This window comes from Hymenobacter sp. GOD-10R, from assembly GCF_035609205.1.
In the GTDB taxonomy this organism is placed as follows: domain Bacteria; phylum Bacteroidota; class Bacteroidia; order Cytophagales; family Hymenobacteraceae; genus Hymenobacter.
Genome location: NZ_CP141184.1, coordinates 1974315 through 1989483, shown reverse-complemented (window position 1 = coordinate 1989483; position 15169 = coordinate 1974315). Strand labels below are relative to the sequence as shown.

Below are 15169 nucleotides of genomic sequence, written 5' to 3'. Positions count from 1 at the left end.
TCGAAACTTCCCGCAAAGGTAGCAACTCCCTTTTTCGCGGTGGGCAACCGTTTTAGAAATGTCTTCCAGATTACTCGCGCACTACCTCCAGTTGACCATCAGCGCCAAGGCGCACCACGCGCGACGGCGCCACCGTGGTTGTATCGTCCTGCCGCCAATTTACTACGTAGTCAACACTACGGATAACTCGTGGATCAACGCTGGCGAAGGTGGCAGGCGTAGGTTCGCCACTCAAATTGGCGGAGGTTGAAACCAAACCGTGACCTAGGCGCAGCACGAGCTTATGACAAAATTCATCTTGCGGGATACGCAGGCCCACCGTACCATCAGGACCCACGAGTTGCGGAGCTAGGTGCTGCGCCGCTGGTAAAATATAGGTTGTAGGACGAGTTTGGGCAGCAAGAGCAGCTTCCAATCCTTCGGGTATTTCGGTCACGTAGCGTGTCAGCATCTTCAGGTCAGCCACGAGCACAATACTCGGCTTTCCCTCCGGCCGACCCTTTATTTTGTAGAGTTTCTCTACAGACCTGGGCACTTCGGCGTCGCAACCAAGTCCCCACACAGTGTCAGTGGGATAAAGAATGATTTGCTGCATTAGCAAGCAGTCAATGGCTGCATCAACTTCTTGGCGAAAAAAAGAACTCATAGTTAGCTAATATTCAGCTGAATGGTTATTTCTAGCATCGCAGTACAGGCAAGCTAGGCTTTGATTATTTCCTGGCACAACTCTACCAACACGCCCGCGGCGCTTTTGGGATGCACAAAGCAAACTAGTTTATTGTCGGCTCCTAGCTTCGGTTCCTCATTCAACAGGACAAATCCTTCGGCCCGCAGCCGGTTCATTTCCGCCCGAATGTCCGCCACTGCGAAGGCCACGTGGTGAATGCCCTCCCCTTTTTTACTCAGATACTTGGTGATGGCACTCTCGGGCGCCGTCCCGGCCAACAGCTCAACTTTAGCACCGCCCACCTGAAAGAACACCGTGTCGACTGCTTCGCTAGCCACGTGTTCTTTCTTATAAGGAGCTATACCTAATAGGGTCGTGTATAGCGTAGTAGCTGCTTCTAAGTCGTGTACAGCGAGGCCTAGGTGTTCTACGTTGGTAAACATGTGAGATGGACGTAAGAAGAGTAGTGCAGCTTATTTGTAATATATCTACTTTTGTGGGAGCAAAGTAAAACCAGTTCTGTTCTTTCTGTGTTCTACTTTCGAATCATTCTTACGTCGACTTACTGACTCCGAGCCATGCTCAAGCTACCTATCTACCTCGACAACAACGCCACTACCCCTCTTGACCCACGGGTACTTGAGGCCATGATGCCGTACCTGACCGAGGTTTTCGGCAATGCTGCCTCCCGTAATCACCCGTTCGGTTGGGCTGCTGAAGAAGCAGTTGACTATGCCCGTGAGCAAATTGCTCAGCTTATCAACTGTGATCCTAAGGAAATCATCTTTACCTCGGGTGCTACCGAGTCAGATAACCTAGGCATCAAGGGCGTGTTCGAGATGTACTCCCAGAAGGGCAACCACATCATCACCGCTACTACCGAGCACAAAGCTGTGCTCGATACGTGTAAACACATTGAAAAGCTAGGTGGCCGCGTAACCTACTTGCCCGTTAACGGCGAAGGCCTCATTAACCTAGCTGATCTAGAAGCCGCCATGACACCCGAAACCATTCTGGTGACCATCATGTACGGCAATAACGAAACTGGTGTTCTTCAGCCGATCCGCGAAATTGCTGCCATCGCTCACAAGCACGGCGCTCTATTTATGACGGATGGCACCCAGGCAGTAGGCAAAATCCCGGTGGATGTGCTTGCTGACGGCATTGACCTAATGGCGTTTACCGCGCACAAAATGTACGGCCCGAAAGGCGTTGGTGCCTTGTACGTACGCCGCAAGAGCCCACGCGTAAAAGTAACTGCCCAGATGGACGGCGGTGGCCACGAGCGCGGCATGCGTTCAGGCACCCTGAACGTACCTGGTATCGTTGGTTTTGGTAAAGCATGCGAGTTATGTCGCCTAGATATGGCTGCTGACACTGCCCGCCTGTCTGTAATGCGTGACCGTTTGGAAACTGCATTGTTGGACCTTGAAGAAAGCTACGTAAACGGCTCGCGCGAGCACCGTTTGCCCCACGTAACAAACATTTCCTTCAAGTATGTAGAAGGCGAAGGTTTGATGATGGGTGTAAAAGACCTAGCTGTATCGTCAGGCTCTGCTTGTACCTCGGCTTCCCTGGAGCCTTCCTACGTACTGAAAGCACTTGGCTTGAGCGACGACCTAGCTCACTCTTCGCTGCGCTTCGGCCTGAGCCGCTTCACTACTGATGAGCAAATCGATTATGCCATCAACCACGTAAAAGAAGCAGTAACAAAGCTTCGCGAAATGTCTCCTCTATGGGAGATGTTTAAAGAAGGCATCGACCTCAACTCTATTGAGTGGGCTGAGCACTAAGCCGTTTATCAGTCATTATCTAAATGTATCAGGCACTCTGTCCTGTTGGTTAGGTAGTGACTCGATGTAGCGCTTAGGTTGCTGAATTGATCAACGATAACTATTAACTGAAAATACCATGGCTTACTCCGATAAAGTAATCGACCATTACAGCAACCCACGTAACGTAGGTACGCTGGATAAAAGCAAAAAAAACGTAGGTACTGGTTTGGTAGGTGCTCCTGAGTGCGGCGACGTAATGCGCTTGCAGATCGAGGTAGACGAAACGACCAACACCATCACCGACGCTAAATTCAAGACATTCGGTTGCGGCTCGGCAATTGCCTCTTCTTCGCTAGCAACTGAGTGGCTGAAAGGCAAAACTATTGACGAGGCTCTGAGCATCGACAACATGGAGATTGTAGAAGAGCTAGCTCTTCCTCCTGTTAAGATTCACTGCTCAGTACTAGCTGAAGACGCCATCAAGTCGGCTATCAGCGACTACCGCGTGAAAAACGGTCTACCTGCGCTAGAAGAAGCCAAGTCACACCATTAATCTGTGCTGGAATTGACAAAAGCCAACTAGGCTCTATCCATTAGAGCTTGGTTGGCTTTTTCGTTTATCTTACTTTTTGCATGAATGCTCTTGAACATTTTTGCTTGCTACAAGGTTAATTAGAAGGAATCTCAATAACTTTGTTCAACGACCAGCAGGCAAGTTTTAGTCAAGGTCGCTTTCATTCTACGAACCATGATTACCGTTTCTGATAAAGCAAAGACAAAGGTTGAACACCTCATGCATGAAGCTCACTTAGATGAGACGTATCGGCTACGTGCTTCTGTAGCAGGTGGTGGCTGCTCGGGGTTGTCCTACAAATTGGATTTCGATAACGAAGTAAAGCCCATGGACCAAGAGTTCGAGGACAAAGGCGTTCGGGTAGTCGTTGATATGAAGAGCTTTCTGTACCTAGCAGGTACGCAACTAGACTTCTCCGACGGCCTAAATGGCAAAGGATTCTTCTTTGACAATCCCAACGCTTCCCGCACTTGTGGTTGCGGTGAAAGCTTTTCAGTTTAAAAGTACTGATACTATCATTTACAAAAAGGCCTTCCTCTACAATGAGGGAGGCCTTTTTGGTGTACTTGGCAGTCATGTGACAGCCAATTATTGCTGCTTAATGAATTTGCGAGTTACAGAGCTACCGTCTGTATTTAGCTTTATATAGTAAATACCATCCGGCACGTCTTGCACATTTAGAATGCCGCTATTCGAAAGCTCCCCAGATAGCACTATCTGCCCCATGGCGCCCGTAATGCTATACGCAACCTTCTCATTAGTAGGCACCTCTATGATTAGCTGAGAACAAGTTGGATTAGGATAGATAGAAATCTCGCCTGTTACGTGCTGAATAGTTACTACTGACGAGTAAGTTTTGGTGTTATCATCATCCACCTGACACAAACGGTAGTAGATTGATCCTGTGATAGCTGGTATGTTGGGGTCGAAGCTACTATACACAGTAGCTTGAGTACTCTGTTGTTGCCCTGGTACTCTTTCTATTGTTTCGAAGTTGTGACCATCGGTGCTACGTTGTACATCGAAGTAGCTGTTATCCTTTTCCGTTGCTGTCGTCCAGCGGAGATGTACACGCGTTGCCTTTTGTGTAGCAGAAAAGCTAGTGAGGGTAACAGGAAGTGGGTTTCGACCAGCAGTTATCTCAGTGTTAGCCAATGTAAACTGACTAAATGAGGTGAACGGGGCTGAGGTAAGTGTCCCTGCTACACTCATATTGTTACTTGCTACACCTGTATAAGTAGAACGTCCAATATTGATCCAGCCACTTCCGCTGTTCTTGGCAATCACTAGTGAGCTAGCTTCTGGATTCGTCACCATATCATCCGGACCAAAGCTTAGGGTGATGGTGCCCTCAAACTGACCAGCAGTTGGAATAGGAGAAGGTGTTACCTGAAAGGAGCGCATCTTACTTACGCGCTTCAAGTCTCCGTTTAAGTTCGTTGCATCGAAAGCTCCTTCCTGCTGCACTACAGTGAATGTAGTGGGTAAAGCGAGGGTGGTAATGTCTAGCTTTACTGGTCGATAGGCTACATCTGATGCAGCTGCGCGTCCCACTGGAAAAACAACGCTTCCTGGTATGCTTACAGTACGGGCTACCGGCCCATTCACAAAGCTGGTACTAGACGCGCCTTGGACATTGTTGGCTAGCGTCAGTAAGTTGACACCGTCCGTATTCAATGATCCTTTAAGTAGCTCTAGTGTGCCATTCACCATCATTGGTGCTTGCAATGTGACACCACTGGCACTGGTGTTATTGATTCTCAATGTTACTCCCGGACCTAGGTAGTTAGGGCTAGTTGTTGTCGCACCGAAAGCCAATCCATTAATTGCTTGGGCCGTTTGCCCGTTTAAGGTTAATGTTCCCGTACCGGAAGCACCACTATTGTCTGGCACAAAGCGCATGGCACCTTGCACAACAACATTGCCTGCCACACGAATTTCTCCCGCCATTGTAGGGCCGAATGTTGCCTTTGGACCTATAATCAAGTTGCCACGAACTGTCAGGATACCCGACCCAGAGCCCCCGTAGTTAGTAGCTGTTTGGTTAGAAGGACAGCGTAAAATTAGATTTGGATAGCTTCGATTCGACAATGATAAGGTTCCACTACCCCGGCGGAAAACCCAGTTGCCGTTTTCGGTACCAGGAATAGTTGAGAGGTTTTCGACGGCAGTAGCATGTCCGGTTGCACTATAGTGCCGGTAAGTTCCGCCATTGTAAATGAACAAGGTTGCTGCAGTACCGGCTATTTCGACGGCAGTTCCACTGCTTGCACCAGAGGCATTGGTGAATACACCTTTATCGTGAATAGCTAGTGCCATTCCGCCATTTCCCATAATGGTAAGTGCCGGAGAGAGTGCAGGAGAAGTAGAAGTAGCGGCAATCGCAATCAGCGTATTCGTGCTAGGTACCTCTACCCTGATACTATCACCAAGACCTGGGTCAATGTTAATGGAATTTAAGGTTACCCTATTTAGTGTAGTGTTTAATGATACAGTGTACTCTCCATGGATATAGGAATGATCAAAAACAGCATTATCAATACTGCTTGGCACTTGATCATTTTCCCAGTTTGCTGCATCTAAGTAGTTGTTTGTGTTAGCGCCACCATCCCATCTACAAATAACGCCCGTTTGAGCTTTCCCGATGAACGAGCAAAATACCAGTGCTACTACTGCTAATGGTACCCGAATCGCTTTGGCGTGTTGATGAACACTGAAGATATCAGATGGATGCATAATCAATTTTATATAATATATAACCTAATGTCAGCATTCTACTCCACGAAAAAGCCTTCTCATGTAGAGAAGGCTTTTTCGTGGAGTAGAATGCTGACTAGTTTTTAACCACTTTGCTCATGAAGCGTTGTTCGCCTGCATTAATTGTAATAAGGTAAGTGCCAGGCTTAAGATCACGCAGGTTTAGTTCGCCGGTGGCGCCTAGCTTTTGAGCTTGGACGGCGCGGCCCATCATGTCTGTTACCTGTACTTGTACCCCTTCTACTGCCAGCTGACCCAAATTAATCGTTACTACATCCTGCGTTGGATTTGGATACACACTCGCGCTCATCGAGCTGACCGCATTCAAGATGGTCACTACTGGCGAGTAAGAGATAGTACCGTCAAAATCAGTTTGCTTGAGACGGTAGTAAGAGGTACCTACTAGCGGCTGATTGTCAATTGCATCATAAGACGTCTTGTTGGCTGTCGTACCCTGTCCTTTTTGATAGGCAATGCTCGTGAACGTTTTGCCATCTTGGCTACGCTCTATGTTAAATCCTTCGTTATCTTTTTCGGAAGCTGTGGACCACGTTATATATACACGTCCCTTCTGCAGCTTCGCTCCGAAAGCCATAAGCTCAACTGGTAGTGGTGCTCCTGGCGCTACAATGCCAGCAACCGATACAGAGGGAGTCTTGTAGTTTTCAGCATTCTGCACACCTACAGTTACTTGCTGGTTGCTGCTATTTATGTAAGTAAATAGGTTGTTGAAATCATACGAGTAGAAGTAGTAAGTCTTCGTCTTGTCCAGCCCCGTTATTGTTGCAGTAGGAGCAGAGCCAGCGTATACGACATGGTAACCCGACGCTACTTGTTGGCTAGTTCCTGTACCACCATATACACCACTATTAATGTTGTAAGAAGTACCATCAACTGGCTGTGCGTCTGCCGGCATACTTGAGTTGAGACTTACAACTAACAAACGGCTTTCGCCATACCCTTGCGTATTGGTTCGGCTGTCATAACCAGACGGTAAGTTGAAGTTCACTACGGCAGATCCTGCCGCCAAGTCGCGTTGCACCGTGATAGTAGCCGCGACATCTTTAACAGGCTCATTAGCAAGCGCATTTCCTGTTAGCGTACCGTTGTTAGTACCATCTGTGTTATTGCTAAATACTTGCGCAGTTTTGGTGTTCGAATCATTTGTTTGATACAACAAAAAGGTAGTAGACGTCCCTAGGTAAGTTGGATTATATCGTACATAAATCGTCTTTGTAGCAGTATAAGTACTTGCATCCGGATTGATTACGATTGTGCTACCCCAAGTGCTGTTGTTGTCTGACAGTTCGTATTGAGGAGTCTTGCTTGCGTTGTAATCATTGGCATCGGTTGCAACTGATATAGTGATTGCATTTGATACACGCTTAGCACTAATGGTCATAGATTGACCATTGGTTGGACCCGAACCTAATATAATGTTAGCTGCTGGGGTAAAACCGTTCGTTAGCTCCACCGAGGGCACACTCGTACCAGACACCTGAATGGCTTTAGTTGTGGCAGGTTGACTCGTGATAAAGATGTTGACGTTGTTGACATCACGAGCATCACTTGGTAGGTACCGGAAATAAATTGGCACACCGGCGATATTCAGGTTAGTCACATTACCGCTACCGTCACGTGGGCGAAGGATTTGGATAGAGTTACCGGTAGCACCAACTGTGATATCAGAGAAGTCCGAAGTGAGTGACACCTGAAATAAGCTAGGAGCAGTAACTGTGATGTCGCTCTGTAAATTAGTGCCACCCACGTTATAAGACTGGTAAGCAGAAGCTATATTGGCTACAGTTGAAAACTTAGTTGGTGCTGTTCCAGAAAGAGAGAGTTCAGCGTCAGCACCGTTGTTGATAGCCGTGATAGTTACTTGTGCAGAAACACCATCCGTAGAAGAACCCTTTAAATTGATATAGCCTGTGAATGCACCAACAGGCACACCTGATGTGGTGCGCACCTCTATCGTCTTTGATATACCGCCGTTAGAAGAGCTAGGTGTCAACGATAAAGTTGTACCAAAGTTGCCATTAGTAGAAGGATCGCGAAATTGAATAGCAGTGTTAGTTGCGGTAATAGCAATAGGGGCAGTTAAGTTGTAACCTGTTACTTTGAAAGTTAACGTCTGCCCCGAACCATTAGATGCAACGGTTCCGAAATCTAGCGAACTAGGATCTACTACAAGTGTGGGGGCTGAAGGGGTACCTGACCCAGCTAAATCAACTACATTTCCACTTGTACCATCAGAATCTAATGAAATCGTTTCTGAGTAATCGGATACTTGTGTGGGCGCAAACCGCACGTAAACTGTGCTATTCACGTTACCATTGGCAGGAGTGAGAGTAACGCTGTTAGAAAAAGTAGACGCCGTATTACTAGTGCTGATCGAGAAAGGAGAAGTTGTAGGTAGAGTAATAGCTACGTTTTTCGTTAGTTCAGCACTTTTCACCGTGAAAGACTTAACGGTGGACTGTCCTATAGGAAGCGGACCAAAATCGATACTGCTTTGATCTACTACAAGCATCGGTGTACCTACTAGCTGCACATCATCCATCCGAAACTCACGAGCAGTGGTATTCGCTGGTTTTCTAAAACGAATGCTCAGATTGGAAGCTCCTTTCGCACCTGAAAGAGTAGCATCCTTAACTGTCCAAGTAGAATTAGCGGTCGAGCTATTGTATGCTTCAATCCACCCTGCACCTGTATTAGTATTATACTCAACAATAAAGGTTGAACCTGTTGTAGTAGCGCTGTATAGGTTGAAATACAGTTTCAGATCCTGTAGATAAGAAGTGTTAATATTACTTATCTGAAAAGTATACTCGCCAGCCGCAGTTGGATTTCCAGACTGAGGGCCGAAGAAAATACCAGGCAATGCTGGAGGATTCGCACCTGGAGCAGGAGCAGTACCCGCTCCAACAGCTGATCCTGAAAAGGTAAACTGAGTATTCTTGAAAGCTCCGCGGGTATTAGCATGCGAAATACTTTCACGCGAGCCTATACCGCCTGCATTATACCCGTTGAGATTAGTTGGGCTACCTCCTGTGCCAGGAGTATTCCCCATGTTCTCCGTGAACGTTTGTCCGAACGTTAAGGGTGAAATAAACAGCAAAGGAGCCACTAAAGCCAACATCCACGAAGGAGGTCGTAAGTAGTGTAACACAGCGTTCAAGTAAGAGTTCTTCATGGTATGGAATAGGATGACAGGTAAAAGAATTACTGGAAAAATGCAATGCCCCTACTCATCACAGATGCAATTACAAATTGCCATTAACGACGAAATGCAATACGAACAAATTCAAACTTAAGATCATGAAATTTCTAGTTATAAGTATAATTATTCCTATATCAAGAAAGTACACAGAGCCCGTTAGCTCGCCTGAACTAACCACAATTCGTGCCAAATGGCGGGTTATTTTTCACGTATATGGCTGATATTGGGGTGTACTACAAATTAGACAACGCGCCCACTAGTAAGTCATCTATCTTGCTAGAATATTATTATATTACAAAAAACAGCATAGCATGTGCCACACAAACTACCGCTATAACTGAACTCATAATTTAGCTTTTTTATATTCTTGTTAAAGATTTCAAAATCCACAAATTATAAATTTATTCACACGCCAATATAACAAGTATACCTGTTGATAACAGAGTATGTACCTGACCGGATTTTCAGTTCTTAGAGCTATTCGAAAGCGTCCTGTAAGAATCGTACCATCTTACTAGCTAGCAGCCAAGCTTCTAAGGAAAACATGCGAGTACCACACGACTTAGCAATAAGCTACCGTCCTGCAGTTTTGATCCTGACTTGAAGTGGCACTTCTACTCCCAGAGTGGATAATGCTCCAGACGCACTTGGTATCCGAAGAAGATTCGTGTACTCTCCTCGAAGGAACGCGTGAAGTCAGAGACGTAGAATAGGTGCTCTGGTGAGTTGGCAGTAGTGGGAGCAGCTAACTGGTGGTCAAGCAAATAAGCTTTCACATGCTGCGCAACTACATCAGAAGCATCTAGAACCGCCACTCGCCCCTGGTAATAAGCTTTTATTTCTTCCTGAATAAGAGGATAATGAGTGCAACCTAGTACCAAGGCGTCAATTCCATCTAGGTGAGGATTAGCTAGGTAGGTTCGGATAATGTTGTCACTGATATTATTTTCGAAGAAGCCCTCCTCAATCATAGGGACCAATAACGGAGTGGCCAGCGACTGAAGCTGCACGTTGGCATCTAGGTCGTCGATTTTCTTCTTATAAACGTTGGAGTTTACTGTCTGCTTCGTTCCAATCAGGCCAACTGTGCGGCCAGCATACACTTCACCAATATGGGCAACGATGGGGTCTATCACGTTCAGTACGCGTGCTTTGCTGCCTACATATTCGCGCACTAGTTCATAAGCAGCGGCGGAGGCAGAGTTGCAGGCAATTAAAATAACCTTGCATTGCTGGCGTAGCAGCAAGTCACAAATCTTGATGCTATACGCTTGAATAGCAGCTTGCGACTTATCACCGTAAGGTAGGTGCGCCGTGTCGCCGAAATAGATTAATCGTTCGTGGGGCAATACGCGGTTGACCGCCCGTGCCACAGTCAGACCGCCAATGCCGCTGTCGAATACACCAATAGGTCGGGTAGCTAGGTCGGAAGAAGTAGGAGCCATAGGTGGGCGAAGGTACTATGATCGGGGGCTAATTGCCATTGCTGACAACCGTGCCCACGGTTTTCTGCTCACTAGTAATACGACTAAAGTTGCACACCAACCACGCCATTTTTTGCTTGTCAAACCCACCGGCAACAACAATAAGCCAACAAATTCTATCTTAGCTCCCAATCTATCCTCTTTGCACAATGAGCAAAATTCTGGAAGAAATCGATCATGCGCTGGCGACTTACGATGTAAGCCACGGGCGGCCCGTAGCTATTGAGCTTGGGGAGCGTAAATACACCCAACTTGTGCTCGACGTAGCGCACTTACACTCAGCCGGTGGCGAGCTTACGACGAACACCGGGCGCCCGCTGGCTTACCGTGGATTGGAGATCTTGCGCGATGACATAAACGTAGATCAGGTGCGGGTGATCTGAGAAGAAGTTAGTAACAAAGGAACCTACGAAGGCTCAGAGCCATTGCCACAATAGTATTTAGGGCTAGCTCTTAGCTTCTGTTTCCTAGCGCCTACCTTTGTCTTATGAATCTTCTTTCTGCTGAAAATATATCAAAAAATTACGCCGACCGCTGGTTGTTCCGCGAGCTAGCTTTTGGTTTGAGCCAAGGGCAGCGCGTGGCGCTAGTAGGCATCAACGGCGCCGGCAAAACCACGCTGCTACGTATTCTGGCTGGTCAGGAGCAACCTGATACCGGCTCGGTGAGTGTGCGCAAAGACATTCGCGTGGCCTTCTTGGGCCAACAACCGGTCTTCAATGAATCATTGACCGTTGAGCAAACTATTTTTGCCAGCCAAAATGATACGCTAGCCGCCATTCGCGACTACGAGCATGTGGTGAATGACCCCAACCACAAGCCGGACGATCTACAGCGCGTGATGGAGCGCATGGACGCCCTCAACGCGTGGGATTATGACTCGCAGGTAAAACAGATCCTAGGTCGCCTAGGTATTCTGGGTGAGCTGCTCGACCGGCAAGTGAGCAAGCTCTCTGGTGGGCAACGTAAGCGCGTGGCGCTAGCCCGTGTCCTCATCGAGGAGCCGGAAGTTCTTATTCTGGACGAGCCAACCAACCATTTGGATCTTGACACCATTGAGTGGCTTGAGAATCGGCTCGCTTCTCCGTCTCTTACTTTGCTCATGGTAACCCACGACCGCTACTTCTTAGATAAGGTAGCCAATGAGATTGTGGAGCTCGATCAAGGCCGTGTGCACCGCTACCAAGGCAACTACTCCTATTTTGTGGAGAAGAAAGCGGAGCGCGAGCAGATGGAAGTGGCCGAAGTAGAAAAAGCGCGCAACTTATTGCGGAAAGAGTTAGAATGGATGCGTCGCCAGCCACAGGCACGCGGCACCAAGCAGAAAGCGCGTATCGATGCTTTCTACGAAACACAGGAGAAAGCCAAGACGAAGATTGGTGGGCCACAGCTAGAGCTGTCGGTGAAAACGACGCGCCAAGGCGGTAAGATCATTGAGGTGGAGCACCTGCACAAGCAGTTTGGCGACAAAGTCGTGCTGCAAGACTTCAGCTACGTGTTCAAGAAAAAGGACCGCATCGGTTTGATCGGGCCCAACGGCGCGGGCAAGTCGACGCTGCTGAATATGCTCACAGGGCAGCTAGCTCCCGATAGTGGTGCTATCGACAAAGGCCAGAATACAGTCTTTGGGTACTACACACAGAGCGAGTTAGCGTTCGATGAGAGCCAGCGCGTGATTGACATTGTGAAGGAAGTAGCCGAGGTAGTAGAAATGGCCAATGGTGATGTAGTGACGGCTTCACAATTTTTGCAGCACTTCCAGTTTCCACCCGCGCAGCAGTACACCTTGGTGAATAAGCTGAGCGGCGGAGAGAAGCGTCGCTTACAACTATTACGCGTGCTCATCAAGAACCCCAACTTCCTTATACTCGACGAGCCGACCAACGACCTCGACATCATTACCCTCAATATTCTAGAGGAATTTTTGCTCAACTTCACTGGCTGCCTGCTTATTGTATCGCACGACCGCTACTTTATGGATGCACTGGTGGAGCATGTGTTCGTGCTGGAGCCAGGTGGCAATCTGCGCAACTTCCCTGGCAATTATACCGACTACCGCGAGTGGCAAAAGGAGCACAACGCCGCCGAGTATGCTCAAGAAGCAGCACGCACGGCCAAAGCTGCCGCAGGCGTAGCTCCAGCTGCGGCTCCGATAGCTAGCCCCGCTGTGGCAACGCCAGCTAAGCGGAAGGCAACCTTCGCCGAGAAAAAAGAATACGAGCAGATAGAAGCTGACATTGAGCGGCTTGAAGCCAGCAAACAGCAGCTTATCGAGCAACTTAACACTGGCCAAGGCACACACCAGCAACTCGCCGACTGGGCTGCTCAACTCAAGCGTACCGACGCAGAGTTAGATGCCAAAGGCGAACGGTGGCTGGAACTAGCGGACCTAATGTAATCTGGTTTCCTAACAACAAAAAGGCCTCTGCTATCATCAGCAGAGGCCTTTTTGTTGTTGCCGAAGCATGTGCTACTGTCTTACTAAGATTTGAGCTAGCTCCTCTGGCAGACAAAACGTTCCTGTTGCGTCCGAAGCGATAGGTAATACTCACACGATGGCAGCCAAGGGAATGGAGCCCAGGATGGAGTTTAACACCTGTCCCCGTTCAGCGGCCCATTGTTGTCTCACCTCTACCTCTATTCCTTCGGCTCGTAAGTACGCCCCATCTATTTCCAAGATCAGCACATCTTCACGGCCAAGCCAAAACATGTTGGCAGTATCAACCACTTGTGAGAGTACTGAGCTATGAATATAGCCAGCAACGAGCAGATCAGGGCTAGTGAAAAAGCCTTGCAGCTGCGCCTGCTTCCAGTCTGCTGATGAAGTAATACGGTAAAGCAAGATTCCACTATTGAGCTAATATATAAATCACAAATACAATCTACTGGAGATTATATATGTGAAATCATATACTAAGACGCAATAGGTATTCCTAGGCTTTCCAAACCTCTTTACGGACGCTTTTGCCAACCGACAAAATCAAACGTGTCGGGTTAGGGATAAGCACGAGGCGAGCTTCTTTACCAGGAAATTCGTCAGAGTCGACCCATACCCCTTCTTTGTGGGAGAGCGTATCGCCGGAGCCACCACCTAGGTCGTTGGGCAAGTACGCCGTGGGCAACAACACGTCGGTGTCGGGGCAAAGTTTCTCGTGTACCTTCTCCAGCACTTCCTCTAGATAAGGGCCGTATTCTTCGTTAAAATCGTCTTCTAGATCGTGTAGTTCCTCCTCGATGTCATCGTAGCTGTCGTGGTTGTAGGGCAGCTTTAGCAGCTCCTGCTTCTTCTCGATTAGCGTTACGAGGGCGCGGTTCAGGTCCTCCTTGTTCATAGCCACAGTTCAATAAAGTTTGTGCACAAAGTTGCGTAGGATTCTGCAAATCTACGACATGCAGATCGTCTGCTTTCTTTAATACGAGCTTGAGGCTAGAACTGTGGCAGTTACGCGCAAAAGGTTACTTTTACTACTCCACTCTTTTCCACCCAAACTCCCACCACCCATGGAGACCTCATCTCCCTTGCTCGCGGCGGCACCCCAAACGGCCGCCGATTTCTTGCCTTTAAAAGGCACTGACTACATCGAATTTTACGTGGGCAACGCCAAGCAGTCGGCCTACTACTATCAAGCCGCATTCGGGTTTGAGCTAGTCGCCTACGCTGGTCCGGAAACAGGCCTGCGTGACCGAGCTAGCTACGTGCTCCAGCAGAATAAAATTCGCTTGGTACTGACTACCTCCCTCCTCCCCGACTCCGAAATATCGGAACACGTGCGCCGCCACGGCGACGGCGTGAAGGTGATGGCGCTGTGGGTAGATGATGCCCGCAAGTCCTTTGAAGAAACAACCAAGCGCGGCGCCCGCCCGGCCTTCGAGCCGTACACGCTTTCCGATGAGCATGGTGAAGTCACGCTCGCGGGCATTTACACTTACGGCGAAACGATTCACACCTTCGTGGAACGCACGAAGTACACCGGGCCATTTATGCCAGGGTTTGTGGCGCGGACTAGTGCAGTGCCACAAGGCAACACTGTTGGCTTGCAATATATTGACCACTGTGTTGGCAACGTCGGTTGGGGACAAATGAACCAGTGGGTGAAGTTTTACGAAGACGTTATGGGCTTCAAACTACTCATCACCTTCGACGACGACGATATCAGTACTGAGTATTCGGCTTTAATGTCGAAGGTCGTCTCGAACGGCAACGGCTACGTGAAGTTCCCGATCAATGAGCCAGCCGAGGGCAAGAAGAAGTCGCAGATTGAGGAGTACCTCGATTACTACCACGAGGCTGGCGTACAGCACATTGCCATTATTACGCACGATATTCGAACGACAGTTGCTGAGCTGCGGCGCCGCGGCGTAGAATTCCTGAGCGTACCCGCCACTTATTACGACGATGTGCTAGACCGGGTAGGCGCCATCGACGAAGACCTAGCTTCCTTGAAAGCACTCAACCTGTTGGTCGACCGTGACGAGGAAGGCTACTTGCTCCAAATTTTTACGAAGCCAGTGGAGGACCGTCCCACGGTCTTTTACGAAATCATTCAGCGCAAAGGCGCGAAGAGTTTCGGTAAGGGCAATTTCAAAGCCCTGTTCGAGTCGATTGAGCGGGAACAAGCACTGCGCGGCAACTTGTAACATTTGCTCTGAAGCCCGCCTTACCTCAGGGTTGGGTAGGCGGGCTTCAGG

13 protein-coding genes are annotated in these 15169 nt (G+C 48.4%); 6 read left to right on the top strand and 7 right to left on the bottom strand.

From position 1 onward, the window contains the following. Window positions 1-70: 70 nt before the first annotated feature. Both SD425_RS08165 and mce read right to left on the bottom strand, forming a co-directional pair. Entirely contained in the window at window positions 71-646 is a 576-nt protein-coding gene (locus tag SD425_RS08165) for an L-threonylcarbamoyladenylate synthase (RefSeq protein ID WP_324677296.1), read from the bottom strand. A gap of 53 nt (window positions 647-699) precedes the next feature. Continuing rightward, window positions 700-1110, bottom strand: coding sequence for a methylmalonyl-CoA epimerase (gene mce / locus SD425_RS08160; protein WP_324677294.1), 411 nt, complete (start codon window positions 1108-1110; stop codon window positions 700-702). Between the two features lie 135 nt (window positions 1111-1245). Here mce and SD425_RS08155 point away from each other — a divergent pair, with 135 nt between their 5' ends. The 3 genes from SD425_RS08155 to SD425_RS08145 all read left to right on the top strand — a co-directional run bounded on the left by SD425_RS08155 (window position 1246) and on the right by SD425_RS08145 (window position 3517). Then, window positions 1246-2460 carry an IscS subfamily cysteine desulfurase gene (locus tag SD425_RS08155; RefSeq protein WP_324677292.1) on the top strand — a complete coding sequence of 405 codons (1215 nt, stop codon included), beginning with the start codon at window positions 1246-1248 and terminating at the stop codon, window positions 2458-2460. Window positions 2461-2578: 118 nt separating this feature from the next. Continuing rightward, window positions 2579-2995 carry a Fe-S cluster assembly scaffold IscU gene (iscU, locus tag SD425_RS08150; RefSeq protein ID WP_324677290.1) on the top strand — a complete coding sequence of 139 codons (417 nt, stop codon included), beginning with the start codon at window positions 2579-2581 and terminating at the stop codon, window positions 2993-2995. A gap of 195 nt (window positions 2996-3190) precedes the next feature. Further along, window positions 3191-3517 (top strand): iron-sulfur cluster assembly accessory protein, encoded by a 327-nt coding sequence (locus SD425_RS08145; RefSeq protein ID WP_324677288.1) that lies wholly within the window; start codon window positions 3191-3193, stop codon window positions 3515-3517. A gap of 87 nt (window positions 3518-3604) precedes the next feature. Here the strand turns inward: SD425_RS08145 and SD425_RS08140 are convergent, their stop codons facing one another. The 3 genes from SD425_RS08140 to murI all read right to left on the bottom strand — a co-directional run bounded on the left by SD425_RS08140 (window position 3605) and on the right by murI (window position 10441). Next, window positions 3605-5752 carry a T9SS type A sorting domain-containing protein gene (locus SD425_RS08140; RefSeq protein WP_324677286.1) on the bottom strand — a complete coding sequence of 716 codons (2148 nt, stop codon included), beginning with the start codon at window positions 5750-5752 and terminating at the stop codon, window positions 3605-3607. A 97-nt stretch (window positions 5753-5849) separates the two neighbouring features. Further along, window positions 5850-8969: a T9SS type A sorting domain-containing protein gene (locus SD425_RS08135; RefSeq protein WP_324677284.1), complete on the bottom strand. Its 3120-nt coding sequence runs from the start codon at window positions 8967-8969 to the stop codon at window positions 5850-5852. Between the two features lie 641 nt (window positions 8970-9610). Then, entirely contained in the window at window positions 9611-10441 is an 831-nt protein-coding gene (gene murI, locus SD425_RS08130; RefSeq protein ID WP_324677282.1) for a glutamate racemase, read from the bottom strand. Window positions 10442-10629: 188 nt separating this feature from the next. Here murI and SD425_RS08125 point away from each other — a divergent pair, with 188 nt between their 5' ends. Both SD425_RS08125 and SD425_RS08120 read left to right on the top strand, forming a co-directional pair. Continuing rightward, complete coding sequence (locus SD425_RS08125) at window positions 10630-10863, top strand: hypothetical protein (protein WP_324677280.1); 234 nt, start codon at window positions 10630-10632, stop codon at window positions 10861-10863. Between the two features lie 104 nt (window positions 10864-10967). Then, a complete protein-coding gene (locus SD425_RS08120) occupies window positions 10968-12878 on the top strand; it encodes an ABC-F family ATP-binding cassette domain-containing protein (RefSeq protein WP_324677278.1) in 1911 nt (636 codons plus the stop codon). A 150-nt stretch (window positions 12879-13028) separates the two neighbouring features. Here the strand turns inward: SD425_RS08120 and SD425_RS08115 are convergent, their stop codons facing one another. Together SD425_RS08115 and SD425_RS08110 are read right to left on the bottom strand one after the other, a co-directional pair. Then, the gene (locus SD425_RS08115; RefSeq protein WP_324677275.1) at window positions 13029-13322 is read right to left on the bottom strand and encodes a DUF952 domain-containing protein; all 294 of its coding nucleotides are present in this window, start codon (window positions 13320-13322) and stop codon (window positions 13029-13031) included. 91 nt (window positions 13323-13413) lie between these two features. Then, complete coding sequence (locus SD425_RS08110; protein WP_324677273.1) at window positions 13414-13812, bottom strand: hypothetical protein; 399 nt, start codon at window positions 13810-13812, stop codon at window positions 13414-13416. A 169-nt stretch (window positions 13813-13981) separates the two neighbouring features. Here SD425_RS08110 and hppD point away from each other — a divergent pair, with 169 nt between their 5' ends. Further along, entirely contained in the window at window positions 13982-15118 is a 1137-nt protein-coding gene (hppD, locus tag SD425_RS08105) for a 4-hydroxyphenylpyruvate dioxygenase (protein ID WP_324677271.1), read from the top strand. Window positions 15119-15169 lie beyond the last annotated feature (51 nt).